Source organism: Gemmiger gallinarum (assembly GCF_014982805.1).
Taxonomy (GTDB): Bacteria; Bacillota; Clostridia; order Oscillospirales; family Ruminococcaceae; genus Gemmiger; species Gemmiger gallinarum.
This window is the reverse complement of sequence record NZ_JADCKC010000002.1, coordinates 500816-526267: the sequence shown is the minus strand read 5'-3', so window position 1 is coordinate 526267 and position 25452 is coordinate 500816. Positions and strand designations below refer to the sequence as shown.

Here is a 25452-nt window from a genome sequence, read left to right as displayed (position 1 = left end):
CGCTGCGTCCCTCCCTGAGGACGGGGCGGCCGGGCGGCGCTGATACAAGGAGGCAAACACCTTGAAGATTCGCTATTTGGGCACGGCCGCCGCCGAAGGCTGGCCTGCGCTGTTCTGCTCCTGCCCCATCTGCACCAAAGCCCGGGCGGAGGGCGGCAAAAATCTGCGCACCCGCACCCAGGCCATTGTGGACGGGGAGCTGCTGCTGGATTTTCCTCCCGACACCTACTGCCATGCCCTCAAGTACGGGCTGGAGCTGGCCAGGATCCAGACGCTGCTGGTGACCCACAGCCATATGGATCACTGGTTCCCCACCGATTTGATCCACCGCCACGAGCACTTCGGCCACGGAGTGACCGGCGTGCTGGATGTCTACGGCAACCAGGCGGTGAAGGACGCCTTTGACGCCCACATTCTGGTGGACCGGTTCAAGCCCCATCCCATCGGGGATGTGGTGCACTTCCACGTCACCCACGGGGGTGACCGCATCCAGTCCCACGGCTGGGAGATCATCGCCGTCCCCGCCGACCACGACAAGCGGGAGGAGTGCCTGGTCTACATCTGCAAAAAGGACGGCAAGACCTTCTTCTACGGCCACGACACCGGCCTCAACCTGAGCGAGGAAGCCTGGAAGCTCATTGCCGCCGAGCACTACGACCTGGTCAGCCTGGACGCCACCATGGGCACCAAGCGCATCGACGGCTACCACATGGGCCTGGCCGACGACGAGATCATGTTCGCCAAACTGGCCGAGCTGGGCTGCACCGATGACCACACCGTCAAGGTCATCAACCATTTCAGCCACAACGGCGAGATGACCCACGATCAGCTGGAAGCCTGGGGTGCCCAGCGCGGCATCCATGTGGCCTACGACGGCATGGAAATCGAATTCTGACACTTGAAAACGGCTTTCGCCCCGCGGTTTTTTCCACGGGGCGAAAGGCCTGTCCCGGCATCTGCGGACACCGGAACGGTTTGGAGGGATCTGCCCCATGAAGGACTATCTGCATCTGAGAGCCCCCGGCAACTGGATCAACGACCCCAACGGATTCATCTTTTACCGGGGACAGTATCACCTGTTTTATCAGCATTTTCCCTATGCGCCGTGCTGGGGGACCATGCACTGGGGCCATGCCGTGAGCAGCGATCTTGTACATTGGGAGCATAAAGGGGTTGCTCTCTTTCCCAGTAAGTATTATGATCGTAATGGAGTGTTCTCGGGAAGCGCCGTGGAACAGGACGGACGGCTGTTTCTCTACTATACTGCCATCCGTTATCAGGAGCAGGACCCCGAGAATATCCACCATGCCCGGGAGGATCGCTTTACCGCCAGCCAGGCCATGCTTGTCTCGGAGGATGGCGTCCATTTCGACAACTGGAACGCCAAGCGGCAGATCATCCCCACCCTCACCGATCCCCGGGAGGGAGACCCCAAAAATACCCGTGACCCCAAGGTGTGGCGGCAGGGGGATGCCTGGTACATGGTGCTGGGCAGTACCCGGGAGGGCACCGGCCGCCTGCTGGTCTGGCGCAGCGACGATGGTCTGAACTGGCGCTGCGGCGGCCAGTGCACCGACCCGGCCTTCGGCACCACGTTGGAATGCCCCGACCTCATGCCTCTGGACGACGGCATGCTGCTGTTCGGCTGTCCCATGGGGGTGACGGCGGACGGGCTGAAATACCCCGACCAGGCCATGTTTGCCCGCGCCGACTTTGACCCCGGCACCTGCCGGGTCACCCTGCGGGAAAAGATGCAAGTTCTGGACTGGGGGCTGGACCTCTACGCTCCCCAGAGCACCCTGGACCGGGAAGGCCGCCGGGTGTGGCTGGGCTGGATGCGCATGCCCCGGCCGGTCACCGACCCCACCGGCAGCCGCGCCGACTGGTGCGGCATGATGTCGCTGCCCCGGCTGGTGGAACTGCGGGACGGGAAGGTCTGCTTCCCGGTGCATCCCGCCGTGACCGCCTGCTTTGACCGCCCCGCAAAGGACCTGTCGCCGCTGAGAGAGCACCGGCCGGTCCGGCTGCAGGGGACCATAGGGGAGGGGGAGGTCTGGAATGTGGGCGGATACCGCATCCGGATGCGGGACGGCCGCATCGAGACCGACCGGAGTGAAGTCTTTGCCGGTCTGCAGGGCTGCCGCCTGACGGCGCAGACCCCGCGGCTGGAGGAGGAAGGCTGCGCTCTGGACATATATGCAGAGGAAAACCTCATCGAAATTTTTGTCAACGAAGGCCGGTATGTTCTCAGCCAGATTGTGTACGGGCTGGGACAGACGCTGGAAGGAAACTTTGCCGCCCTGTCTACCGTCGAATGAGAGCAGGAGCGGAAAAACAAGGAGGAACCACCATGCAAAGCCGAAAGAAGAAAAAGCCTGCCAAAGCCGCCAAGGCCGCTGCCAATGCGGTGAAGCCGGCTGCCGCCCCCGCGGCGGCCAAACAGGCGGAAGCCGCCCCCAAGGCGGAGCCTGCCCCGGTGAAGGAAGCCCCCAAGGCCGAGCCGGTCAAGGCGGAAGCCAAGTCGGCCTCTGCCCCCAAGGCAGAGCCCGCCCCGGTGAAAGAAACCCCCAAGGCCGAGCCGGTCAAGGCGGAAGCCAAGGCCGCCCCTGCCCCCAAGGCAGAGCCCGCCCCGGTGAAAGAGGCCCCCAAGGCTGAACCGGTGAAAGCGGAGGTCAAGACGGCTCCCGGCCAGCTGAAGGCCGCACCGGTGAAGGAAAAGCTCAAGGCTGCCCCGGCACCGGAAAAGCTCAAGGCTGCCCCTGTCAAGGAGAAGCTGAAAGCCGCCCCCGTGCCGGAAAAGCTCAAGGCGGCCCCTGCCCCGGTGAAGGAGGCCCCCAAGGCGGAGGTCAAGGCCGACAAGGCCCCGGCCGAGAGCGACGATGCCGCCTTTGAGCGCCGTCTGGCCCGGCACTATGACGAGCTGAAATGGCTGTACTGCGAGCTCTATCACGGCGACATGCAGGCTTTTGATTACTGCGTGGACATGCTGCGCCGGGCCTGGGCCGACCGCAAGCCCGCTCTGCGCGCCCAGGATGCCGCCCGGGAGGCCAATCCCGACTGGTACCGCCGCAGCGATCTGCTGGGTATGATGATGTACACCAACGCCTTTGCGGGCAACCTCAAGGGCGTGGAGGAAAAGCTGCCCTACATTCAGGAATGCGGCGTCAACTACCTGCATCTCATGCCCCTGCTTCAGAGCCCCAAGGGCCGCAGCGACGGCGGCTATGCGGTGGCGGACTTCCGCACGGTGGAGCCGGAACTGGGCACCATGGACGACCTGGAGCATCTGGCCGACGCCTGCCGGGAAAAGGGCATGAGCCTCTGCCTGGACTTTGTCATGAACCACACCAGCGAGGACCACGAGTGGGCGAAAAAGGCCCGGGCCGGAGAGCCCGGCTACCGGGAGCGGTACTTCTTCTACGACAACTGGGACATTCCCAACGAGTTTGAAAAGACGGTGCCCCAGGTCTTCCCCACCACGGCGCCGGGCAGCTTCACCTGGCTGGATGACTGCCAGCAGGTGGTCATGACCAACTTCTACCCCTATCAGTGGGACCTGAACTACGCCAACCCCGTGGTTTTCAACGACATGACCGAAAACCTGCTCTACCTCACCAACAGGGGCATTGACGTGATCCGGCTGGATGCGGTGCCCTACATCTGGAAGGAACTGGGCACCTCCTGCCGCAACCTGCCCCAGGTGCATACCCTGGTGCGCATGATGCGCATGGTCTGTGAGATCGTCTGCCCCAGCGTGCTGCTGCTGGGCGAGGTGGTCATGGAGCCCGCCAAGGTGGTGCCTTACTTCGGCACCCCCGAAAAGCCCGAATGCCACATGCTCTACAATGTCACCACCATGGCCACTACCTGGAACTCTCTGGCCACGGCGGATGTCTCGCTGCTGCGCCACCAGATGGACACCGTCTGTGCCCTGCCCCGGGACTTCCTCTTCCTCAACTATCTGCGCTGCCACGATGATATCGGCTGGGGCCTGGATTACCCCTGGCTGGGCGCCCGCTTCGGCACCAACGAGGTGGCACACAAAAAGTACCTCAACGACTGGTTCACCGGCAAATGGCCGGGAAGCGACAGCCGGGGCGAGCTGTACAACGACGATCCCCGTCTGGGCGATGCCCGGCTGTGCGGCACCACGGCCTCCCTGTGCGGCGTGGAAGCGGCCGACTATGAGAAGGACCCCTTCAAGATGGAGCGGGCCATCTCCTGTGACCTCATGCTCCATGCCTGGATGCTGACCCAGAGCGGCATTCCCGTGCTGTACAGCGGCGACGAGATCGGCCAGCTCAACGACTACACCTACCACGACGACCCCGAGAAGGCCGACGACAGCCGCTACATCCACCGCGGCAACTTCCAGTGGGATCTGGCCGAGCTGCGCCACGACACCACCACCCGCCAGGGCAAACAGTTTGAGGGCCTGCGCCGTCTGGAGACCATCCGCGCCGAGGAAAAAGCCTTTGACGCCCAGGCCGATGTCTGGACCTTCGACACCGGCAGCAGCCATGTGCTGGGTGTGGGCCGCTGGTACCAGGGCCGCAAGCTCATGGCCTTCTTCAACTTCAGCCCCGAGTTTGTCCATGTCTCCTCCTGGGAGAAGGGCCCCTACGACGAGCTGATGTACGGCGGTCACCGGGACGACCTGAACGACGTGGAACTCTATCCCTATGGCTTTGCCTGGTTCCTGCACACCGAGGAAAATTGATCCCTCTTTTACGGAAGAAAACCGATAACGCAAAAAGGCGTACCCCGATTTTGGGGTACGCCTTTTTGGATAAAGCTCATGGAGGCCGGTGTCTTTCGGTATTCAGCGGGCGTCTTCCTCCAGCGCCTCCACAAGAAAGGTCACCGGGCGAAAGCCGTCGTTGCAGGAAAGCATGGCGGAACGGGGATTCTTCATCCATCCGTCATAGAAGTTCTCCCCGCCGTGGCTCAAAGCCAGCACAAAAGGGGAGAGGGTGTCCCAGGCGCTCTGGCAGAAGCCTTCCGGTTTCTGCCAGCCCTCGGCGATGAACACCTGCCCCACCTCCATGTCGCAGGGATGGGGGATGGGGTTTTCATATTGGGCGATCAGGTCGTCGTAGCGGGCTGTGCGCAGCACCGTGATGCGGCATTTTTTCATGGAAGCGTTCTCCCCCTCAGATCAGGATGCCGTTGCAGTGGTCGATCTCGTGCTGGATGATCTGGGCCGTCCACCCCGTCCAGGTGCGGAACCGCTCCCGGAACTGCTCGTCCTGATACCGCACCTTGATGCTCTGCCAGCGTTTGGTCCGGCGGGTGCCGGTGAGGGAGAGGCAGCCCTCCTCCGCCTCATAGGGACCGGATCTTTTTACGATCCGGGGGTTGAAAAGCACCCGATATTCGCCCGCATCCTCAAAGGCGATGATGCATTTGGAAACGCCGATCATGTTGGCGGCCATGCCCACACAGCCGTCTGCGTGGGCGGTAAGGGTGTCCAGAAGGTCGGCGGCTACAGACAGATCTTCCGGCCCGGCGGGCTGGGATTTCCGCGCCAGAAACAGCACGTCCCTGCAGATGTCCCGGATCATGAAAAAGACTCCTTCCCGGATGGAAATTCTGATACCCATTATGGCATGGATGAGACGATTTTTCAAACGGAAAACATACAGGAAAGAATAACCCGGTTCAGCCCGGAGGACCGGCTTTTTGCTCCCGTGAAGGGCAGGCGCACGGCCCGAAACACTTTGGAAACACCTGTCCGGTATGCTGAAAAGATAAAGAACAGAAGGGGAAAAACGCATGTATCCGGTACTCATCGTGGAGGACGAGGCGGCCATTGCCGATCTCATTGAAGATACGCTGGCCCGGCTGGACTATCCCTGCGTCAAGGCCTTTGACGGGGAGGAGGCGGCCACCTGCATCGAAGAGCAGACCTTTGACCTGATCCTGCTGGACGTCATGCTGCCCGGCATCGACGGCTTTGCCCTCATGGACTACATCCGCCCCACCGGCACGCCGGTGATCTTTCTCACGGCCAGGTCCTCGGTGGAGGACCTGGTGCGGGGGCTCAAGGCCGGGGCCTACGACTACATCCTCAAGCCCTTTGCCCCGGAGGAACTGCTGGCCCGGGTGGACGGCCTCATGCGGCACATGGGCAAGCGCAGCCGCAGCCTCACAGTGTGGGGAGTGGAGATCCACCCCGACCTGCGCACCGCCAGCCGGGACGGGAAGCCCATCGGCCTGACGCCCCGGGAGTTCGACCTGCTCATGATGCTGGTGACCAACCGGGGGATGGTCCTCTACCGGGACACCCTGTTTGAGCGGGTGTGGGGGCTGGACAGCGAGGCATCCACCCGCACCCTGGACATCCACATTTCCCGGCTGCGGAAAAAGCTGGGATGGGAGCATCAGCTGCGGTCGGTGCCCAAGGTGGGCTATCTGTTGGAGGCAGAACGGTGAAATTTGCAGCAAAACTCACGGTGGTCATCTCCACCTTTCTGTGTGCGGCCCTGTCTCTGGGCGGCAGCTGGACGGTCCAGCAGAATTTTGCCCGGGTGCGGCAGGACCTGCTGCGGCAGAGAAGCCGCCGTCAGCTCTACGACCGCTATGCCCTGGAGACCGCCTTTGCCGGACAGACGGAGGAAAGCCTCTCCATTCTGGCGGCGCGCTACGAGGCGGAGCAGCGGGCCCTGACCACCGAGGGCGCCCCCATGTTCTCCCTGTTTGGGGAGAATGGCACGGTGCTCTACTCCGACCTGCCCCACAGCATCTCCTATGCCGACCAGCAGCAGGCTCTGGCGGCGGGGGAGACCGAGGCAACCTTCCTGCAGGGAGAGGGACAGTATTTTCTGCTGCTGTCCACCCCGCTGCGGGGGCTGGACCGGCCGCTCTGGATGGTCAGCGCCTATGACGTCACCCCCCAGTTCCGGGAGCGGGACCGGCAGCTGGGCCAGCAGCTGCTGCTTCAGCTGGCGGCCATGGCCCTCACCGGGGCGGCGGCCGCCCTGGCCTCCCGGCGGATGACCCGCCCTCTGCGGCAGCTGGAGGAGGCAAGCACCGCCCTGTCGGAGGGAAAATCCGGCGCCTGGGTGGACATTGCCTCCCGGGATGAGCTGGAACAGCTGGGGGATACCTTCAACCGGATGGCCGGGGCGCTGGAAGACCAGATGGACCTGCTGCGCCAGGAGACCGACCGGCAAAAGCGCTTTGTGGCGGCCTTCACCCATGAGCTGAAAACCCCCATGACCGCCATTCTGGGATATTCCGGCATGCTGCGCACCGCCGAGCTGCCCCCCGAGCGCCGCCTTCGGGCGGTCAACTACATCTATCACGAATCCACCCGGCTGGAAGCCCTCTGCCGGGAACTGCTCCTTTTGCTGGGGCTGGAAAAGGGGGAGCTGCAGATGGAACCGGTGCCGGTCTTTTCGGTGTACGGGGAGGTCCGCCGCAGCCTGCCGGAATGGCCCCTCCGCCTGGAATGGCAGGGGGAGCAGCAGGCGGTGGTGCAGGCCGACCGGGTATTGCTGGCAACGCTGGTGCGCAATCTGGTGCTCAACGCGGCGGCGGCCGAACCTAAGGACAACACCGTCACCGTTCGCTGTGACCGCTGTGACGAAGGCATCCGCCTCTGTGTGGAGGACCGCGGCAAAGGTATCCCGGCGGAGGAACTCCCCCACATCACCGAGCCCTTTTACCGGGTGGACAAGAGCCGCGCCCGGGAAAAGGGCGGCAACGGCCTGGGGCTGAGCATCTGCGCCATGATCGCCCGGCTCCACGGCAGTCCGCTGGAACTGGACAGCCGGGAAGGGGAGGGCACCCGGGTATGGGTGACCCTGAAGGAGGCAAAACCATGAAATTTGCCAGAAAACTGCCCGGCCCGGCGGCGGCAGCCCTGCTGGCCCTGGGGTATCTGCTGATGCTTCTGCTGCCGGCGGGGGCGGCACGGCTGGGAGATGCAAAACTGCTGTCCGGCACCGTTCCCCGGCCTGTCATGGAGGGCCAGCTTTCCGCCCGGGCCCAGGAGATCCCCCTGGTCTATGCCCTCTACCGCAGCCGGGTGCTTTCCGGCGGGGAGGACTTTTCTCAGGCCGGGGAGGCCGCCACGCCGGAGCAGGCCCGCAGCCTGTCCGGGACGCTGGGAGAGCTGGAGGATGCCGGTGTCCTGCCCGGCTTTTGCCGGGAGGCGGCGGGGAGCATTTTTGACCTGCCCGGCGCCCTGGCCTACACCGGCCGGGAAAAGGGCTTTGTGCAGAAGAGCTATCAGGGGTATGACGCTTCGGGCAATGCCAGGAGCGTTCTGGTGCAGCAGCAGGAGGAGACAGGACTGGTGACGGTGTGCATCCTCTCGGCGCCCCTCCCTGCCCCTGACGACGGGGAGAAAACCGACCCGGAGCGGATTCTCAAGCAGTACCGGGCCTATCTGGGGCTGGACGGCCTCACCGACTGGCAGAAGGCCGGGCGGGGAGAAAACAGCGCGGTCTGCTGGTCGGCGGAGGGGCAGATCTACCTCTACTGTACGGTAGAGGAGGAACGGTTTGCCCTGGGGGCGGTCTCTCTGCCGCCGGAAGAGCTGGAGGCCATTGCGGCAGGGCTCGCCTGACGGCGGCCGGAAATGGTTCGGAAACAACGGCATCGTATCCTGTGGGGGAAAGGAAGGGATATCCTATGAAAAAAACAGCAGCCCTCATTCTGGCACTGACCCTGACCGCCGCTCTGGCCGGATGCGGCGCCCCGGCCTCCGCAAGCCTGCCGGAGCCCGCCGGAAATACGGAAGTCAGGGCCGACCCCCACGACCTGTACCTTCTGCAGACGGGCAGTGAGGCGGGACGCTACGGCACCGTCTACCGCAACGACCACACCATCCTCTGCTACATCGACTACGCCTCGGCCAGCGACACCGCCCTCTGCGCCCAGCCCTCCTGCAACCACGACAGCGACAGCTGCACCGCCTATATCCCCGGGGGTGAGGTGGTCTCCGCCCTCTATGCCCTGGACGGCGGCAAGATGGCCTTCATCGTCTCCCCGGGGCAGGAGTCGGACAGAGGGAGCATCCTCTATCTGGCGGACAGTGCCGGGGGAGAACGCCGGGAATTGTTCCGGGCAGAGACGGGGGAGGACTTCTGGGAGCTGACCTGCGCCGACGACGAGTATCTCTATTTCCCCATACAGATCATGGAGGGGGACAATACCGTCACCCGGCTGTGCCGCGTGCCTTTGTCCGGCGGGGAGGCAGAACCTCTCTTTGACTGGGACGATGCCCATGTCGTCGGGGTCGATGGCCGGGACCTGGTCTGCCAGTCCACCCGGTATGAGGAAAGCGGCGAGCAGCCGGTCCTGCCGGACAATGCCTCCCGGGAGGAACTCAATCGGCTGAGCCACGAGTATCTGTCCTCCTGCAAGGGCAGCAGCCGGGTCTTTCTGCACAATATGGACGACGGGACCGAGACCGGGCTGGACAGCTGGGACGTCACCATGGACAACGACGACCGGGTGCTGCTCTGGCAGGACGGCAGGCTGTACTGGTGCGAGACCGGCTGGAACCGGCTGCCCCAGGCCTTCCACTGGACGGCGGCGGACGGGCAGACCGGGGAGGTGGAACTCTCCTGGCCGGAGGAGCTGCGGCAGGAGGTGGAAAACGACCCCAACGAGACGGCGGGGGTGAGCCGTCTGGAGACGGTGGTGGAAAACCACGCCCTGCTGCAGATCACGGGGAAGGAAAATCAGCTCCACCGGTATGGGGTGGACCTGTCCGACGGCTCGGTGACCGAGATCCCCCTGCGGTATGAGAGCAACGGCAAGGAACAGCCGGTGGCCATTCTGGGACGCAGCGGGGACAGCCTGCTGGTGGAGATGGAGGTGCAGATGAAGGAGGTCACCTACATCCAGCAGGACGGCACCCCCACCACCAACGGTGCAGCGGTGGGCCGGTATGCTCTGATCGCCTTCAACGATTTTCTGGCGGGCAAACCCGCCTACCGGGAGATCAACACCCAGTACATTGAAACCATCTGGTAAAAAAGGGGCGCCCCTCTCACGGAAATGCCGGTGAGAAGGGCGCCCCTGACTATATTGCTGATTTATCTGCCGAACTGCTGCTTCATCCGGTGCAGCTCCTGCAGGCGGGCGGCGCCGTCGGCGCCCAGCCGCTGGGAGGCAGCTACCACCAGAGTGTCTACCAGGGCGGCGGCCGCGGTCATGGAGTGGTACTCCTTCTCGGCGCCGCGGTAGACATACAGGTTCAGGTCGGCCCGTTCCCCGGCGGGGGGATGCAGCCGCCCGGTAAAGCATAGGGTGCGGTATCGGACGGTTTCGGCCCGGCGCAGGATCATCCGCCCTTCCGCCGAGACCTTGGAAAAGCCGAAAAAGATCACCAGGTCCTGTTCCCCCGCCTGGACCAGGCCTTCCAGCAGTTCGGTGCCGCTGCCGGGCAGCAGCTCCACCGGCAGACCCAGACGCCGCAGCCGGAAAAACAACAGCTGTCCCATGGCCGCCGAGGCGCTTTTGGCCTGAATGAAGATCCGTCGGGCGGAGAGCAGCGCTTCCAGCGCCTCCTCAAAGGCGGCGGGGTCCAGGGCCTCCATGGTCTTTTGCAGGCAGGCCTGCTGCTGCATCAGGTAGCGGCGGGGGTCAAATTCTCCTTCCGCCAGCACGGTGCGGGCCAGTTTGCCCGCGGGGCCTTCCAGATGGTTCTGGGCCAGCACCAGATTTTTCAGCTGCTTGAAATCCTGACAGCCCAGGTGCCGGGCAAACCGGGAAATGGTGGCCTCCGACACACCCAGAGCTGCCGACAGCTGGCCGATGGTCATGAAGAGAAATTCCTCCCGGTGGCTCTCGATAAATTCCAGCAGGCGGCGCTCGGCGGGGGTCAGGTTTTCGGAACTTTGTGGAAATTGCAGCGGCATAGATACACTCCCAGGGACGAGATTTTCTCCCTATTATACCACAGCAGCGGCGGCAACGGCAGTCCAGGCAGGCTCCCTGCCCAGCAGCACCGACACATAGTCGCCGCCCAGGGCGTGGATCTCCTTGAGCGCCCGCTTCAAAAGGGCTGCGGTGGCCACCTGGCGGGAGGCATCCTCCGCGATGCAGATCTCGTACCCGCCCGCGTTGACCGCCCCGCGCAGGGCCTCCACCGTGTTGAAGGTCTGGGCAAAGCGGGTGCGCACGCAGCCGTACTGCACGGCCTGATGGGTGTCGCTGCCGCTGACCACCGGCAGCCCCAGGGCCTTGCCCAGCCCGGTGGTCAGGCGGCGGGTGCGCTCCCGGTCCTCAGCCAGGTCCTTGCCGTTCATGTCCAGAAAATCCAGCCGGAGGAGCTGGTCGGCGGGCAGCTCGGGGATGTGTCCGCCCGCCCGGAAAGGATGGGCGCCGCCCACAAAAACAGGGTACTGGTCAAACAGGTCCATCAGCTCCGCAAAGGGGAGAAAGCTGTCCTTTGCCTTGTAAGGCTCCAGACGGCGGTTCAGCTCCAGGATGGCCTCCATGGGGCCAACCGACAGGATATGCCCGCCCTCGGCGATGTCAGTCTCCATGCCGGGAAAGATGCGCAGCCCGTCAAAGACCAGGGTGTCGCCCTCCCGGTCGGCATGGGAGGCGATATAGCTGTACAGCTCGGCAAAGCCCCAGGTGTTGAAATGCTCGGTCAGGCAGAGGGCGTCCAGCCCGGCGGAGCGGGCCTCCCCAAACAGCCAGTGGGTGTATTCCTGGGAAAAGGGCAGCTTTTTGGCCAGCTTGCCGTGGGTGTGAAAATCCAGATACATAGGTTCCTTCCTCCTGTTACACAAGGTTGGAAAGCAGCACCGTGACGGCCACCCACAGCACCGAGACCGCGGCAAAAATACCGTCGTCCCAGGTGAGATGCAGCCCCGCCAGCTTGATGCGGCGCACCGCCTTGTCCTGCGCGGCATAGCGATAGCCGCGGATCTCCAGCGCCTCCACCGTAGTGCGGCTGCGCTTGGCAGTGTTGAGCATCAGCGGATAGAAGGCGTACATGATGATTTTGACCTGATAGATCAGGTAGCGGACCTTGCCCGCGAAGGTGTCGTGGGCGGGGGGATTGCCCCGCAGCCGGTAGCTGAGCAGCACGTTCTGGAACTCCTCCATGAGCATGGGCAGAATGCGGTAGGCGTAGGAGATGGAGAAGGACAGCCGTTCCGGGCAGCCGAACCACATCAGGCCGTTGGCCAGACGGTCGGGGTCCAGGCCGGAGAACACCGTCACCGATGCCAGGGAGATGGTGGCGACCTTGAGGGTCAGCACCAGCAGCGGCGCAATGGCGGAGGCGTCGCCGCCGAACAGCCAGGTGACCAGCAGCAGGTATCCGGTCTGAGAGAAGACCCCTACCCCGAACAGCAGCAGCACCAGCCCCGCCACCCGGGCCAGCAGGGTGGTGATCATGACCAGCACAAAGCAGCCCAGCAGAAATGCGGTGTCCTGCACGAACCAGGGCACCAGCCCGAAGAACAGGTACCACACCAGCAGCACCCGGGGGTCCCGGGCGGCAATGACGGTATCGTTGTTGCCGTAGGCGTTTTTCAGCACCTGATTGCGCAGGAAATCCATGGAAAATTTGTCCAGGATGTTTTCAGACAGTTTTTGCATCATACCGCATTCTCTCCTTCAAACTGCCGCAGGAATTCCGGCACCGTGTAGCACAGGGAAGTATCGTCCAGAGCGCGGCCCATGGCAAAGATCTCCGGCGGGCGGATGCCCACCTGCGCCGCCAGGGCGGTGTTGCCGAAGATCTCGTCCCGAGTGCCGTCCGCCACCACCTTGCCGCCGCAGAGCACAATGATGCGCTGGGCCCATTCGCAGACCAGCTGCATGTCATGGGTGGCGATGAGCACCGTGTCGGTGATCTCCTTCATATCGTTGAGGGTGCGCAGGATCTCCCGCCGGGTGGCGATGTCCAGATTGGCGGTGGGCTCGTCCAGCAGCAGGATGCCCGGGTTCAGGGCCACGCCGATGGCCAGGCTGGCCCGGCGCATCTGCCCGCCGGACAGCAGCCGTCCGTCCCGGTGGGCCAGCTCGGTGAGCCGGAACCGTTCCAGCAGGGCCCTGGTCTTTTCGGGCCAGTTTTCCACCCCGCGCACTTGCATGGCGTAGGCGATGTCCGCCTCGATGCTGTCCTTGATGAACATTTCCTCGGGGTTCTGGTAGACCAGGGAGATGCGGCGGGAAAGCTGTTCCGGCTTGGTGTCCCGCAGCGGGGTGCCGTCCAGAGAGACGGAGCCTTCGTTGGGCTTGAGCAGCCCCACCAGCAGCTTCATCAGGGTGGACTTGCCCGCGCCGTTGGACCCGATGAGGGCGATCTTCTCCCCTTTGTAAAGGGTCAGGTCCAGCCCTTCAAAGACTACCCGGGGCGCGCCCTTGACGCTGCGGTAGGAGACCGTCACCCCGTGCAGGGCGGCGGACTCGGGGCCCTGCTCCGCCGGATGGGGGAGAGCCCGGTCAATGTCCCGGCGGGGCAGGGAGGCAAAGGCTGCCTTGCCCTCCTCCACCGTGGTGGGCAGTTCCTGCTCCGGGGACAGCAGACCTTTCTGCTGCAAGGCATAGCCCGCCTGGGTCACCTGGGGCGGGAAGATGTTGCTCTGCTGCAATTCCTCCACCCGGGCAAGAGCCCGGCGGGTGGGCAGCATCCAGCGCACCTGACCTTCTTTGAGAAGCAGGACGTGCTTGCAGTAGTCGGCGATGTACTCGGTGTGGTGCTCAATGACCAGAATGGTCTTGCCCCATTTCTCGTTCAGCTCCCGCAGCACGCCGTAGATGCGGTCGGCGTGGCCGGGGTCCAGCTGGGCAATGGGCTCGTCCAGGATCAGGATGTCCGGCCCCAGGGCCACCGCACCCGCCAAAGCCAGCAGATGGGTCTGCCCGCCGGAAAGCTGCCAGACGTATTCCTCCTCCCGGCCCTGCAGCCCGCACCGGGCCAGAGCCTGCCGCCCCTGGGCCAGGTAGTCCTCCATGCCGTAGTTCAGGCAGGCGTAGGAAGCGTCGTCCAGCACGGTGGGGCGGACGATCTGGTTTTCAAAATCCTGATACACATACCCCACCTTGCGGGCAAGGGCGCCCACGTCGCTTTGCAGGGTATCCTGCCCGGCAACTTTGACCGAGCCGGTGAAAGTTCCCGTGATGAAGTGCGGGATCAGCCCGTTGAGCACCTTGCACAAAGTGGATTTCCCACACCCGTTGTTGCCAACGATGGCGAGGAAATCCCCTTGCTCGACCGTAAGGTCCAGATGATTCAATGTAGGCTGTGCCGCACCGGGATAGGTATAACAAAGGTCCCTGATCTCGATGATGGCCATAGTCTCTTATTTCGCCTCAGCTTTTTTCTTCATGAGCACCAGCACGGCCAGGGCCAGCAGGGCGGCCACGATCATGCCCACCGCAAAGGCGGTGCCGCTCTCCGCCCAGGAGGCTTCCCAGTCGATGAGTTCCAGACCGCTGGTGGCCAGCATTTCCGCCGCCACGGCGCAGACAAAGGCCACGGCGCAGCCTGCCAGCGTCCTGACGCTGAGGGCGGGGGCAGCGGTCTCCGGGGTGCGGGGGCTCATGCCCAGCAGCGGCTCGATCTTGCCGTAGAGCCTGGGGACCAGGTACAGCGTGGGCAGCAGGCAGAACAGGATGCCCGAGAACAGCAGGTCGTTGAGGAAGGCAAAGCCCTCGGTGGCAAAGACACTCTCCGGCAGGCCGGCCACGGCTTCAAAGTCCTCCACCGCAAACTGTACCTTGCAGATGTCCACGATGGTGCCCATGAGCAGCTGGGCGCCGGTGCCCAGGATGGCCGCAATGCCCACCATGCGGGTGTTGCGGGGATCGCGCACCAGACGGCCCGCCAGGTAGACGCCGATGGTGACGGTGATGAACTTTTCCAGCTCGCCCAGGCCGCCGAACTGGCCCAGCATGATCTCGCTGAACACCAGCTCTCCGGTGGCAGCGCCCAGCGCCGCGGACAGCGGGTCGAACAGCATGGACAGGACCAGCGGAATGAACAGGAAATACTCCACCGAGAATTCCACGATGCCTACCTGGAATTTCGGGATGAGCTCGGTAAACAGGGTCGCCAGACCGTACAGCGACATGGTCAGCACAAAGACCATCAGCTTCTGGGACTGATTCATTTTGCTTTGCGTCGGATTCATAGTGGATTGCCTCCCCAATCTTGTTTGCTCCGTTTTGCATTCCCGCTTGTCGGGAACAGTTTCATTGTAAGCTGAGCGTGAAAATTTCTCCACCTTGATGCGGTAAAATGAAAGTTAATTTTCAGTAAAGTGGGGACCTGCAGGGGCCCCTTTGCAACTGAACACAGAACATGGTATCATCCTTTTAGTATGCTGATTTTCCCGGCCGGTTCGGCGCAACGGCAGCTCCCGGCCGGGAAGTGAGGGCAGGGCCGGTCTGCCGTGCGCAGCAGCCTGCTGAAAGACTTTGGAACGAGACCGGACACCATCCTCTCGGAAAGGGGCTTATCATGACGGAAGAACTCTATGCAATGTATACCGCCATTCTGACGGAAGAACTGATCCCCGCGATGGGCTGTACCGAGCCCATTGCCCTGGCCTATGCCGCTGCCCGCGCCCGGGAGGTGCTGGCCGCCGAGCCGGACCGCATCCTGGCCAAATGCAGCGGTAACATGATCAAGAACGTGCGCTGCGTGCAGATCCCCAACTCCGGCGGAATGACCGGCATTGAAGCCGCCGTCTGCCTGGGCGCTTTCGGCGGGGATGCCGACCGCCGGATGGAAGTGCTGGAGTCGGTCACCGGTCCCGACCGTCAGCGGGCGGCGGACTTCATTGCCGCCGGACAATGCCGGGTGGAATTTCTGGATTCCGAGATCCCGCTGCACTTTATTGTGGAACTTTCTCACGGGACGGATACCGTGGCGGTGGAGGTGCGCTATGCCCACACCAACATTGTCTCCATCCTGAAAAACGGCCGGTCGGTCTTTTCGGGCGGGGACGGCCAGCAGGGCGTTCAGACCGACCGCAGCAAGCTGACCATCGATGCCATCAAGGAGTACGCCGACACAGTCCCTCTGGACAGGATCCGGCGCATCTTTGAGCGCCAGATCCGCTGCAATATGGACATTGCCTATGAGGGAATGAGCGGCAACTACGGCGTGGGCATCGGCCGGATGCTGCGCACAGCCTATCCGGACAGCACATTCACCCGGATGCGCGCCTATGCGGCGGCTGCCTCGGAAGCCCGCATGGCAGGCTGCGACATGCCGGTCATCATCAACTCGGGCAGCGGCAACCAGGGGATTGCCTCCTCGGTGCCGGTGATCGTCTACGCCCGGGAGCACTTTCTGCCCGCGGAAAAACTGTATCGGGCACTGGCCTTCTCAGGGCTGCTGACCGTCCACCAGAAGGAGTACATCGGCAAGCTCAGCGCCTTCTGCGGTGCGGTGTCGGCCTCCTGCGCGGCGGGCGCCGCCATCACCTATCTGGTGGGCGGCACCCTGGACCAGATCAAGGCGACCATCGACAATACTCTGGCCAATATCCCCGGCATCATCTGTGACGGCGCCAAGGCCAGCTGCGCCGCCAAAATCGCCGCCAGCCTGGATGCCGCCGTGCTGGCCCACAATCTGGCCATGGCAGGCAGGAGCTACGGCGCCCACAACGGCATTCTGCGGGAGGATGCGGACGAGACCATCAGCTGTGTGGGGCGCATCGGCAAGGAAGGCATGCGGGAAACCGACCGGGAAATCATTCGGCTGATGCTGCAGTAAGGCGGCCTTCCGGAGCTTCGGCATGGTCCCGCCCATGCCGAGCCGTGAATGGGCGGTGCAGCTGCTGCACCGCAGCAAACAGTTCCCGGACAGATGCCCGGGCAGATGAGGAAAGCGCGAAAGGGAGAAGGTACATGAAAAACAGCAGTTCAGAGATCCGCCGGCGTAACCGGACCTCCGCTTTGCGGGAGCTGCTTCACTGCGAAAAACTTACCAAGCCGGAACTGGCAGTGCGGCTGAAGCTGAGCCTTCCCACTGCGGGACAGCTGATGGAAGAACTGGAGACCCAGGGACTTGTGCGGGAGAGCGGACTGGCTGAGTCGGCCGGCGGACGGCGGGCAATGTACTACGAGGCGCAGAAAAACAGCCGGCTGGCCATAGGGGCGGATATTACCCGCAACCATCTGCGGCTGGCACTGCTGAATCTGGCCGGAGAGGTACAGGATACCCGGCGCATCCGCCTTGCCTTTGCCAATGACGAGGCCTACCGGCAGCGGCTCCGGCAGGAGCTGGAAGCATTCCTGAACAAAAATCAGGTGATGAAGACGGCTCTGGTAGGGGTGGGGTACTCTCTGCCGGGAATTGTAAGCGCCGACCGGCAGCGGCTGACACTTTCCCACATTTTGGGCATCATGGAGCCGGAGACCTTTGCTCCCGCACACTGGGCGGACTGTCCCTATCAGTGCTTCAACGACGCCGATGCCGCCTGTATTCGGGAGTGCTATGACCGGGAAGATATGACCGATTTTGCCTTTTTGTCTCTCAGCGATACGGTGGGCGGGGCGCTGGTGCTGAACGGAGAAATTCAGCGAGGGCTGAACGGCCGATGCGGTGAAATCGGGCATATGCGTGTGGAAGCCGGCCCCGGGGCACGGATGTGTTACTGCGGACGGCGCGGACATTACGATCCCTACGGATCGGCGGAACGCCTGGCGGAACAGGCGGACGGAAGCCTGGAACTTTTTTTTCAGCGGCTGGAACAGGGAGACCTTCCGGCGCGGCAGGTGTTTGAGGAGTATTTGGACCGGCTGGCGGCAGTGGTACAAAACCTGGCCGTCTTTACGGACATGGATGTGGTGATCGGGGGATATGTGGGTCACTATCTGGGGCCCTATCTGGACCGCCTCCGGGAAAAGGTCGATGGGATGGACAGCCGACAGTTTGCCAGCGCCCGTCACATCCGGCTGTGCCGGCACGGCGTGGACGCCGCGGCGGCAGGCAGTGCGCTGCCGTTGATCCGGCAGTTTATTCAGACAGTGTGATCCCGGCGGTTTGCACAAGAACCGCCGGGCTGTGGTGGGCAATGTAACGGTTTTTTTTTGCGGATTGACAGTACGGTGAAACCATGCTATTCTTGGGGCAAGTTAATAAATACACTTTATAAAGTGTAAACATGAAGATGGGCCGGTGCGCGCCCGACCCCTCGATGACCCGTTCAAAGGAGGAAACCAGAATGGGAAAAACCATGAAGCAGCAGGTGATGCTGGCTCCCGCTACAAAAGAAAAGCCCGCCGAGATCGTGTTCCGTGATGTGGAGATCCCGGAGCCGGGACCCGGGCAGGTGCTTATTAAGATCAAAGAAATCGGTGTGTGCGGCAGTGACATCCATGTTTATTACGGCGAGCATTCCGGCACCGGCTATCCGGTGACCCAGGGCCATGAGGTATCGGGCTGCGTGGAAAAGCTGGGCCCCGGTGTGGAGGGCCTTCATCCCGGCCAGAAGGTGACCATTGAGCCCCAGGTGGTCTGCGGCAAGTGCTATCCCTGCCGCCACGGCAAGTACAATCTGTGTGAGGAACTCAAGGTCATGGGGTTCCAGACCACCGGCATGGCCAGCGAGTATTTCTGCGTGGACCGGAGCAAGGTCACCCCGCTGCCGGATGACATGGACTACAGCGACGGCGCCATGATCGAGCCTTTGGCAGTCACGGTCCATGCGGCCCGACGGTTTGAAAAGATGGAGGGCGCCAAGGTGGCAGTGCTGGGCTGTGGTCCCATCGGCATCCTGCTGGCCCAGACCTGCAAAGCCATGGGTGCGGCCAAGGTGATGATTACCGATGTGTCGGATTATCGGCTGGAATTGGCGTCCCGCTGCGGTGTGGATGCGGCTGTCAATACAAAAAACAGGGATTTTGGCGAGGCCATGGTGGAAGAATTCGGCCCCGACAAGGCAGATGTGATTTATGACTGCGCCGGAAACAATGTGACCATCGGGCAGGCCATCCGTTATGCGCGCAAGGGCAGCAAGATCATCCTGGTGGCAGTATTTGCCGGTATGGCTTCCGTGGATCTGTTCACCCTCAACGACCATGAACTGGACCTGGATACCACCATGATGTACCGCCATGAGGACTATGTGGAGGCTATCCGTCTGGTGGGCGAGGGCAAGATTCAGCTCAAGCCCCTGCAGAGCCGGCATTTTGCCTTTACCGATTATGTGAAAGCCTATCAGTATATCGAGGCCAATCGGGAGACTACCATGAAGGTTCTGATCGATGTGGACCCGGAGGGGTGAGCTATGGGCGAAGCGGCATATATCACAGGCCTGCAGCATGTGGGCATCCCCACCAATGATCTGGAGGCGACCATCGCGTTTTACACCTCATTGGGGTTTGAAGTGGCCCTGCGTACAGGGAACCCGAAAGCCGACGAGCAGGTCTGCTTTCTGACCCTGGGAAACCTGTGCATAGAGACCTATGAGAACGGCTGCGCGGTGGGAAAGCCCGGAGCGGTGGATCACATCGCCCTGAACGTGACGGACATCGAGGGGGCGTTCCGGGAGGCAAAGCGCGCGGGGCGGACCCTGCTGGACCAGGAGGTGCAGTTCCTGCCCTTCTGGGAGAAGGGCGTCCGATTTTTTACCATTCTGGGCCCCAACGGGGAAAAGGTGGAATTCTGCCAGAAACTGTAATCCTGTTGGGTCTGTACGGAGTAAAGCCCCGCACCCGGCTGAAACAGCCGGTGCGGGGTTTTTCTCGTTTTTTCGGCGGTATCCCGTGGGAGAACGGCGCCGGCAGGCTTGATTGTGGAAGATATTGGCAGTATAATAATGGTAAGAAAAGATAGGATAGGTTCGCATCTCTGCCCACATACCGAAACTTGCCGCCCACCTGTACACGATTACCGGCATGCGCCTGAAGTGTGCCGGTTTACTTAGTGTTGAAAAGTAGGGAGATTGCATGACGTCAAGAGAATTTGCCAAACTGATTGGGGTTTCCCAGTCCACCGTTTCCCGGGCGCTGAACAACAGTCCGCTGGTGCCGGAGGAAAAGCGCAAATTGATCCTGGCCAAAGCCCGTGAAGTGGGGTTCGAACTCAATAGCCATGCCAAAAGTCTGCGCACCCAACGCACCGGCACCATCGGAATTCTGTTCCCCAAACACTTCGTCAGCATGAGCGCCAATATGATGCTGGCGCATCTGTATGACTGCATCCAGAATGAGATGCACCACTACAACTACGATATCATGGTCGTGTATTATGAATCCACGTCCGAGGATTTTTCCAGTTTTGAGCGGATTATCCGCACGCGCAAGGTGGACGGCTTTCTGGTATTGCGCATGGAATTGTCCCACGCGGAAATGTGTCTGATTGAGGAGTATCAGGTCCCCTGTGTCTTTCTGATGAACGCCGGCAGCAAGATCCGACCTCAGCTTAACTATCTGTTTTCGGATAGCGAATATGGCGGGTATATTGCCGGCCGGTATTTTGGGGGCTTTCCGGATTACCACAAACTGTTCATTACGGTACATGAGGAACTGGAGGACGCAGAGCGCCGTCTGGAAGGTTACCGCCGCGGTCTGGAAAGCTGCGGCTGCCCGCTGGAGGAAAGCGACATCCTGTTCTGCCGCCTGAGCATTGAGGATGCCTACAACTGTATTCTGCAAAACAGGGATCGCTTGTCCCGCCAGAAAACCGCCATTTTTGCCTACAGCGATACCCTGGGCGTCGGTATCATCAATGCGTGCCGGGAACTGGGGCTGTGTATTCCGGAACAGGTGCAAATCATCAGCATGGATGATATCCCCCTGGCCCAGCAGCTGCATCCCCGGCTGAGCACCCTGCACATCAATGTGGAGGAGATGGTGCCCCGCAGCTGCCGCTTGCTGATGGAAGGTATCGACCGCAAGGAGGGCCTGGTTCAGGAATGGATTCGTCCCCGGCTGATATTGCGGGATACCACCGTCAACCGGGAAGACCACTTTCTTTTGAAAGAGTTGGCATAAACGAAACACCGCACGGAAAACTTGTCCGTGCGGTGTTTTGTTGTCAAAAAGCACAAAAGGCATAGGAAAAGTTTGAAATAAATAGAGAAAAAGGCCTTTGCACGTTGACAACATAGGGGAATAATGATATAACAGGATCAACAAATGAATACGTATGCAAAGCTATTGGACCCAAGATTGCATACGTATTCAAAAATGAAAGAAATCGTCTGTCCGCTGCAAACCCGTTCACAAAGGAGGAACTGTGAAAACACGTTGGATCGCACTTTCTATGGTGGCTGCCATGGCGCTTTCCCTGGTCGGCTGCGGAGGAGACACTTCCTCCGCAGGGACTTCTGAGTCCACTTCGACTTCGACCGCCACTGCGGAGACCCAGTCTTCCGCGGAAACATCCGGAAAGCCCACCGCTTCCGGCAAAACGCTGATTGTCGGCACAATGGCCAACTCTCTGGGACTGCCGGTACACCAGGCGGAGATCGCCGGGTACTTTGAAGAGGCGGGCCTGGATGTCCAGATCGAGATCTTCGCCACCGGCGCTCCCATCAACGAGGCCATGGCCGCAGGCAACCTGGACGTGGCGGTCAGCGGCATGGCGTCGGTGTACGCACTGGCCACCGGCATGTATACCTACATCGGCGACGGCGTCATCACCTCCGGTGGCGAGGCCATCTACGCCCGGCCGGACAGTGCCATTGCCCAGCAGGCAGCGGATGACCGGGGCATCATCGGCAGTGCCGATACCCTGAAAGGCGTCTCTATCCTGGGCCCTCTGGCAACCACCGCCCACTATCAGGCCATCAGCTACATCGAGCACTTCGGCCTGACTGCTGACGATTTCAGCATGGTTTCCATGGATTATCCTCAGGCCTATCAGGCATTCATCACCGGCGAGGGCGACCTGGTGGTCATGAAGATGCCCTACACCAACCAGCTGGAAGAAGCCGGTTATGTGCGGGTCTGTGACATGAATCAGGTCCTGGACGACCCCATTGTGGACACCATCTTTGTGCAGAACTCGGTGGCAGAGGAGCGGGCCGGCGACCCGGAGCTCTTCCTGGACTGCTACTACCGTGCCTGCGCCGATCTGATGAGCGATGAGGCCAACCGCCGCGACGTGGCCATGACCTAGTACGCGGAGGAAGGCATCAACTACAGCGAGTCGGATATGGACGCGGAGATCGAGGTCAAAGATTACTATACGCTGGACGAGGTGGACACCGACAGCGCCATCGGCTCTTTCATGAATGATATTGCTCAGTTCTTTGTGGATCAGGAGATGATCGATCCCAACGACCTGCCCAATGTGGAAGCCAGCGTCGACCACAGCTTCCTGGATAACGTGAAGACCTGGAGCGGCAAATAACAGGAATATGACAGGGATTTGGCGAAATACCAAATCCCTGTTATATCAAGAGTGAAAAGTAGAGGTTAACGATGAAAGAGCGAAAAGGTAACGGTAAATATATTCTGATTTCCTGCGCGTCGGTATGCCTGGTGCTCCTGGTATGGTTTGTGTGCATCAACGTGCTGCACCTCAAGTCGGAAACGGTTTTCCCGGGGCCGGTCAAGGTGTTTGAGACCTTTGTGGAAAAGCTGTACACCAAGGCGCCGGACGGCGCCACGCTGCTCTAGCATCTGTGGTCCAGTATCCGGGTGGCGCTGTTCGGTTATGCGCTGGGCGCTGTGGTGGGAGTTCCTCTGGGAATCGCCATGGCGTGGAACAAGTGGGTGGACCGCTTTGTCCGCCCCCTGTTTGACCTGATCCGCCCCATCCCCGGTCTGGCCTGGATCCCCATGTTCATTCTGCTGTTCGGCATCGGCATCACCTCCAAGGCCCTGGTCATCTTCCTGGGCGCGCTGATCGCCTGCGTGGTCAACAGCTATACCGGAATCCAGCAGACCCAGGAGCTGCATCTGTGGGTGGGGGATGTCTTCGGTGCAAGCAATGCCCAGAAGCTGTTCAAAATCGCCATTCCCACCGCACTGCCCATGATCTTTACCGGCCTGCGGGTGGCGCTGGGCACTTCCTGGACGGCACTGGTGGCGGCAGAGCTGCTGGCCTCCACCCAGGGCCTGGGCTACATGATCCAGCAGGCCCGGGCTATCTCCCGGTCGGACATCATCATCGTGGGTATGCTGGCCATCGGCGCAGTGGGCGCGGTGTTTGACGCCCTGCTGCATCTGGTCGAAATCAAAGTGGCGAAAGGAATGAATGCGGAATGAAGGCAAAAAACGTTTCGGAAAAGGCGTTGGGCGCGATCGCTGCCTGCATTTCCATCGGCCTTTTTCTCATCTTGTGGGGCTGGGGTACGGCCGCCACTTCTCTGGGCCTGCTGATCCCCGGACCCATCGAGGTAATCCAGGCTGTTTTTGAAGGAATTGTGGGCAAGGTGGGCCGGCACAGCATTCTGGTCCACGCAGGCTACAGCCTGATGCGCGTCATGATCGGCTTTGTGATCGGCTCCGTTGTGGGCGTGATTCTGGGCCTGCTCATGGGCTGGTACCGGATCGCGGAAGCTATTTTTAATCCCTTGTTCCGCATCATCCGTCCCATCCCGCCCATCGCGTGGATTCCCATCTCCATCATCTGGTTCGGTCTGGGTGAGGATGCCAAGATTTTTCTGATCTTCCTGGCCTCCTTCTCCAACACCACTCTCAACTCCATGGCCGGCGCCAAGTCGGTGGACCCGGAGGTGGTCAACGCGGCCCGGATGCTGGGTGCAAATGAACGGCAGATCTTCACCACCATCGTCCTGCCTGCCTCAGTACCGGCCATTTTCGCCGGTCTGCAGGTGGCGCTGTCCAGCAGCTGGGCTACGGTTCTGGCCGCCGAGATGGTGCGCTCTTCCGAGGGCCTGGGATGGATGATCGTGGCTGGTATGAACAACAACGACATGATCCAGATTTTGTCCGGCATCCTGATGATCGGTGTGGTGGGCTTTATCCTGTCGATCATAATGAGAAAGGCGGAGAGTGTGTTATGCCGATGGAACAAAAGCGGACGGTGAGCCCCGTCATCGAGTGCACGGATGTTTGCAAATCCTTTGTCACCCCGGAAGGGGAACACCAGGTGGTGGATCACTTCTCCATGCAGGCAAAGGAAAATGAGTTTCTGGTCCTGTTCGGCCCCGGCCAGTGCGGCAAGACCACCATCATCAACCTGATCGCCGGATTTGAGAAAGCCTCCTCCGGCCAGATTAAGGCGGATGGCAAGACCATCCCGTTTTATCAAGCAGGTCGATAACATCCGTATGTGACATATCCTTGTTAATCATGCAATATACCGTTTGCAACATATCATAGTTGCCAATAGTTTCCAATGGCGCGGTTTCACTTTCTGGAACATCTTGGCTATCTCCATTTTGGCTTTTTAAGTCAGATTCACTTGAAGAAGATACGCTTTCACTGTTTGGGGTATCTACTTTATTGGCACAAGCGGAGAAAGCCAAAAGAGCAACCGTCGATATAACTATTGACGCAAAAATTCTTTTCCTAATTTTATATCGCCTCATTTGTCGGCACAGACCTTATTGCCACTATAAACTTTATCAGTTGATCTCAGCCTTTACTGATTACAGTATCCATATATTTACTTTTAGCATATTAAAGATTTATACAGCAAAAAAAGAGCACGTTACAATATGTGTACTGTAACGCGCTCTTGGTGCGGCCGGGGGGATTCGGACCTTTGGCCTTTGGAGTCGGAGAACTGTGACGGACAGGCAAATAGCATGAACCAGCGCCGGAAATTGTGTGGTATGCACAACTTCCGGCGCTGGTTGTGGTGGTTATAAAAGAATGTTGGGACGTAAAAATGATATACGGAACCGGCTGGGAGGAAGGAGTGGTCAGATGGTGGTCAGAAAAGGGGACCGTTTACTTCAATTCGTCATAAAACTCTTGATACTCCGGATACCTTTCTTGCATCTAAATAAAATTTTCGATTTTTTCGATGCTCATGATGTCTTCTGGCGGAACTGGTCCTTTCGTTTTCTCTGTAAAATCAATACTACAGCCCCTTTTCCCGAAAGAACTTATGATATTTCACAATTTTAGAAAATGCAGAAACGCTTATACGGTTCTTGTCTATAAAGATCTTGATTGATGCCTCTCAATGACCACCGTAAAGTTTCACCTCCGAAATTGAGCGTGTACACATTTACCTGGTCGTTTGTATATACTTGCTGCTTACCGCCAAAAAAATTGACAGCATGTGTTCTTGTTTCCTTATCTCTCCGCCAATAATTAAGAAGCGACTTACCTGCCTTTACAGGCAGACTTGTTTCCTAAAGATGGGATCTCTACACTGGATCTTTTTCAATATGCACACTGCAGTCCTATGACTTTGAGAAAACGACTCACTGTTCTGATGGGTGCCACCATGCTCTTGCTGAAAAACACAGCCATACCAAATTCTATCGGTTGAATTTCGAAACATTTCCCGCTCCAACTACAGACCAATAATTCCATCACCAAAAACATGCTATCCTCCAAGTAGGAGAAGATGTGAATTTTTAT

24 protein-coding genes and 1 pseudogene are annotated in these 25452 nt (G+C 60.6%); 18 read left to right on the top strand and 7 right to left on the bottom strand.

The annotated features are described in order from the left end of the window. Positions 1-61 precede the first annotated feature (61 nt). From INF35_RS08045 to INF35_RS08035, 3 genes are all read left to right on the top strand, one after another. The gene (locus INF35_RS08045; protein ID WP_193501317.1) at positions 62-895 is read left to right on the top strand and encodes an MBL fold metallo-hydrolase; all 834 of its coding nucleotides are present in this window, start codon (positions 62-64) and stop codon (positions 893-895) included. 97 nt (positions 896-992) lie between these two features. Then, the gene (locus INF35_RS08040) at positions 993-2318 is read left to right on the top strand and encodes a glycoside hydrolase family 32 protein (protein ID WP_193501315.1); all 1326 of its coding nucleotides are present in this window, start codon (positions 993-995) and stop codon (positions 2316-2318) included. A gap of 32 nt (positions 2319-2350) precedes the next feature. Continuing rightward, entirely contained in the window at positions 2351-4720 is a 2370-nt protein-coding gene (locus INF35_RS08035) for an alpha-amylase family glycosyl hydrolase (protein WP_235983161.1), read from the top strand. A gap of 102 nt (positions 4721-4822) precedes the next feature. Here INF35_RS08035 and INF35_RS08030 read toward each other — a convergent pair whose 3' ends face one another. Then, on the bottom strand, positions 4823-5137 hold the full coding sequence (locus INF35_RS08030) for a TIGR04076 family protein (RefSeq protein WP_193501313.1): 315 nt from the start codon (positions 5135-5137) through the stop codon (positions 4823-4825). A 16-nt stretch (positions 5138-5153) separates the two neighbouring features. After that, on the bottom strand, positions 5154-5564 hold the full coding sequence (locus tag INF35_RS08025) for a peptide deformylase (RefSeq protein WP_193501311.1): 411 nt from the start codon (positions 5562-5564) through the stop codon (positions 5154-5156). A gap of 211 nt (positions 5565-5775) precedes the next feature. Here INF35_RS08025 and INF35_RS08020 point away from each other — a divergent pair, with 211 nt between their 5' ends. The 4 genes from INF35_RS08020 (at position 5776) to INF35_RS08005 (ending at position 9990) form a co-directional block, all read left to right on the top strand. Beyond that, a complete protein-coding gene (locus INF35_RS08020) occupies positions 5776-6435 on the top strand; it encodes a response regulator transcription factor (protein WP_193501309.1) in 660 nt (219 codons plus the stop codon). After that, a complete protein-coding gene (locus INF35_RS14045) occupies positions 6432-7829 on the top strand; it encodes a sensor histidine kinase (protein WP_193501307.1) in 1398 nt (465 codons plus the stop codon). The genes INF35_RS08020 and INF35_RS14045 overlap by 4 nt, the downstream gene beginning before the upstream one ends. Next, complete coding sequence (locus tag INF35_RS08010) at positions 7826-8575, top strand: hypothetical protein (protein ID WP_193501305.1); 750 nt, start codon at positions 7826-7828, stop codon at positions 8573-8575. The genes INF35_RS14045 and INF35_RS08010 overlap by 4 nt, the downstream gene beginning before the upstream one ends. Positions 8576-8640: 65 nt before the next feature. Further along, a complete protein-coding gene (locus INF35_RS08005) occupies positions 8641-9990 on the top strand; it encodes a TolB-like translocation protein (protein WP_193501303.1) in 1350 nt (449 codons plus the stop codon). A 62-nt stretch (positions 9991-10052) separates the two neighbouring features. Here the strand turns inward: INF35_RS08005 and INF35_RS08000 are convergent, their stop codons facing one another. The 5 genes from INF35_RS08000 to INF35_RS07980 are packed head-to-tail and all read right to left on the bottom strand — an operon-like array spanning position 10053 to position 15116. Beyond that, entirely contained in the window at positions 10053-10877 is an 825-nt protein-coding gene (locus INF35_RS08000) for a MurR/RpiR family transcriptional regulator (RefSeq protein ID WP_193501301.1), read from the bottom strand. A 33-nt stretch (positions 10878-10910) separates the two neighbouring features. Then, positions 10911-11735, bottom strand: coding sequence for a PHP-associated domain-containing protein (locus INF35_RS07995; RefSeq protein ID WP_193501299.1), 825 nt, complete (start codon positions 11733-11735; stop codon positions 10911-10913). A 16-nt stretch (positions 11736-11751) separates the two neighbouring features. Then, the gene (locus tag INF35_RS07990; protein WP_193501297.1) at positions 11752-12579 is read right to left on the bottom strand and encodes an energy-coupling factor transporter transmembrane component T family protein; all 828 of its coding nucleotides are present in this window, start codon (positions 12577-12579) and stop codon (positions 11752-11754) included. Then, positions 12576-14279 carry an ABC transporter ATP-binding protein gene (locus INF35_RS07985; protein ID WP_193501295.1) on the bottom strand — a complete coding sequence of 568 codons (1704 nt, stop codon included), beginning with the start codon at positions 14277-14279 and terminating at the stop codon, positions 12576-12578. Before INF35_RS07985 ends, INF35_RS07990 begins: the two co-directional genes overlap by 4 nt. Positions 14280-14285: 6 nt before the next feature. Continuing rightward, the gene (locus INF35_RS07980; RefSeq protein ID WP_193501293.1) at positions 14286-15116 is read right to left on the bottom strand and encodes a cell division protein FtsQ; all 831 of its coding nucleotides are present in this window, start codon (positions 15114-15116) and stop codon (positions 14286-14288) included. Between the two features lie 329 nt (positions 15117-15445). Between INF35_RS07980 and INF35_RS07975 the strand changes: the two genes are divergently transcribed. From INF35_RS07975 to INF35_RS07930, 11 genes and pseudogenes are all read left to right on the top strand, one after another. Continuing rightward, the gene (locus INF35_RS07975) at positions 15446-16708 is read left to right on the top strand and encodes an L-cysteine desulfidase family protein (RefSeq protein ID WP_193501291.1); all 1263 of its coding nucleotides are present in this window, start codon (positions 15446-15448) and stop codon (positions 16706-16708) included. Positions 16709-16842: 134 nt separating this feature from the next. Further along, positions 16843-17970, top strand: a complete 1128-nt coding sequence (locus INF35_RS07970) for an ROK family transcriptional regulator (RefSeq protein WP_193501289.1) — start codon at positions 16843-16845, stop codon at positions 17968-17970. 203 nt (positions 17971-18173) lie between these two features. Beyond that, entirely contained in the window at positions 18174-19223 is a 1050-nt protein-coding gene (locus INF35_RS07965; protein ID WP_193501773.1) for a zinc-dependent alcohol dehydrogenase, read from the top strand. A 3-nt stretch (positions 19224-19226) separates the two neighbouring features. Next, positions 19227-19619 (top strand): VOC family protein, encoded by a 393-nt coding sequence (locus tag INF35_RS07960; RefSeq protein WP_193501287.1) that lies wholly within the window; start codon positions 19227-19229, stop codon positions 19617-19619. Positions 19620-19887: 268 nt separating this feature from the next. Then, positions 19888-20934: a LacI family DNA-binding transcriptional regulator gene (locus INF35_RS07955; protein WP_193501285.1), complete on the top strand. Its 1047-nt coding sequence runs from the start codon at positions 19888-19890 to the stop codon at positions 20932-20934. Positions 20935-21178: 244 nt separating this feature from the next. Beyond that, positions 21179-22063: an ABC transporter substrate-binding protein gene (locus tag INF35_RS07950; protein ID WP_193501283.1), complete on the top strand. Its 885-nt coding sequence runs from the start codon at positions 21179-21181 to the stop codon at positions 22061-22063. A 36-nt stretch (positions 22064-22099) separates the two neighbouring features. Then, positions 22100-22297 (top strand): hypothetical protein, encoded by a 198-nt coding sequence (locus tag INF35_RS07945; RefSeq protein WP_193501281.1) that lies wholly within the window; start codon positions 22100-22102, stop codon positions 22295-22297. Between the two features lie 71 nt (positions 22298-22368). Beyond that, positions 22369-22566: a hypothetical protein gene (locus tag INF35_RS14115; RefSeq protein ID WP_407925638.1), complete on the top strand. Its 198-nt coding sequence runs from the start codon at positions 22369-22371 to the stop codon at positions 22564-22566. A 21-nt stretch (positions 22567-22587) separates the two neighbouring features. Then, on the top strand, positions 22588-23157 hold the full coding sequence (locus INF35_RS07940) for an ABC transporter permease (RefSeq protein WP_407925637.1): 570 nt from the start codon (positions 22588-22590) through the stop codon (positions 23155-23157). Further along, positions 23154-23942 carry an ABC transporter permease gene (locus tag INF35_RS07935; protein ID WP_193501279.1) on the top strand — a complete coding sequence of 263 codons (789 nt, stop codon included), beginning with the start codon at positions 23154-23156 and terminating at the stop codon, positions 23940-23942. The genes INF35_RS07940 and INF35_RS07935 overlap by 4 nt, the downstream gene beginning before the upstream one ends. After that, positions 23915-24097, top strand: a pseudogene (locus tag INF35_RS07930) (ABC transporter ATP-binding protein); the annotation flags it as partial. The gene INF35_RS07935 and the pseudogene INF35_RS07930, both read left to right, overlap by 28 nt. Positions 24098-25452: the final 1355 nt, after the last annotated feature.

Bases quoted from the DNA above. Each gene is read 5' to 3' on its own strand.
- INF35_RS08040 (WP_193501315.1), top strand. From the start codon at position 993: ATGAAGGACTATCTGCATCTGAGAGCCCCCGGCAACTGGATCAACGAC.
- INF35_RS08035 (WP_235983161.1), top strand. From the start codon at position 2,351: ATGCAAAGCCGAAAGAAGAAAAAGCCTGCCAAAGCCGCCAAGGCCGCT.
- INF35_RS08030 (WP_193501313.1), bottom strand. From the start codon at position 5,137: ATGAAAAAATGCCGCATCACGGTGCTGCGCACAGCCCGCTACGACGAC.
- INF35_RS08025 (WP_193501311.1), bottom strand. From the start codon at position 5,564: ATGATCCGGGACATCTGCAGGGACGTGCTGTTTCTGGCGCGGAAATCC.
- INF35_RS08020 (WP_193501309.1), top strand. From the start codon at position 5,776: ATGTATCCGGTACTCATCGTGGAGGACGAGGCGGCCATTGCCGATCTC.
- INF35_RS08010 (WP_193501305.1), top strand. From the start codon at position 7,826: ATGAAATTTGCCAGAAAACTGCCCGGCCCGGCGGCGGCAGCCCTGCTG.
- INF35_RS08005 (WP_193501303.1), top strand. From the start codon at position 8,641: ATGAAAAAAACAGCAGCCCTCATTCTGGCACTGACCCTGACCGCCGCT.
- INF35_RS08000 (WP_193501301.1), bottom strand. From the start codon at position 10,877: ATGCCGCTGCAATTTCCACAAAGTTCCGAAAACCTGACCCCCGCCGAG.
- INF35_RS07995 (WP_193501299.1), bottom strand. From the start codon at position 11,735: ATGTATCTGGATTTTCACACCCACGGCAAGCTGGCCAAAAAGCTGCCC.
- INF35_RS07990 (WP_193501297.1), bottom strand. From the start codon at position 12,579: ATGATGCAAAAACTGTCTGAAAACATCCTGGACAAATTTTCCATGGAT.
- INF35_RS07985 (WP_193501295.1), bottom strand. From the start codon at position 14,279: ATGGCCATCATCGAGATCAGGGACCTTTGTTATACCTATCCCGGTGCG.
- INF35_RS07980 (WP_193501293.1), bottom strand. From the start codon at position 15,116: ATGAATCCGACGCAAAGCAAAATGAATCAGTCCCAGAAGCTGATGGTC.
- INF35_RS07975 (WP_193501291.1), top strand. From the start codon at position 15,446: ATGACGGAAGAACTCTATGCAATGTATACCGCCATTCTGACGGAAGAA.
- INF35_RS07970 (WP_193501289.1), top strand. From the start codon at position 16,843: ATGAAAAACAGCAGTTCAGAGATCCGCCGGCGTAACCGGACCTCCGCT.
- INF35_RS07965 (WP_193501773.1), top strand. From the start codon at position 18,174: ATGAAGCAGCAGGTGATGCTGGCTCCCGCTACAAAAGAAAAGCCCGCC.
- INF35_RS07960 (WP_193501287.1), top strand. From the start codon at position 19,227: ATGGGCGAAGCGGCATATATCACAGGCCTGCAGCATGTGGGCATCCCC.
- INF35_RS07955 (WP_193501285.1), top strand. From the start codon at position 19,888: ATGACGTCAAGAGAATTTGCCAAACTGATTGGGGTTTCCCAGTCCACC.
- INF35_RS07945 (WP_193501281.1), top strand. From the start codon at position 22,100: ATGGACGCGGAGATCGAGGTCAAAGATTACTATACGCTGGACGAGGTG.
- INF35_RS14115 (WP_407925638.1), top strand. From the start codon at position 22,369: ATGAAAGAGCGAAAAGGTAACGGTAAATATATTCTGATTTCCTGCGCG.
- INF35_RS07935 (WP_193501279.1), top strand. From the start codon at position 23,154: ATGAAGGCAAAAAACGTTTCGGAAAAGGCGTTGGGCGCGATCGCTGCC.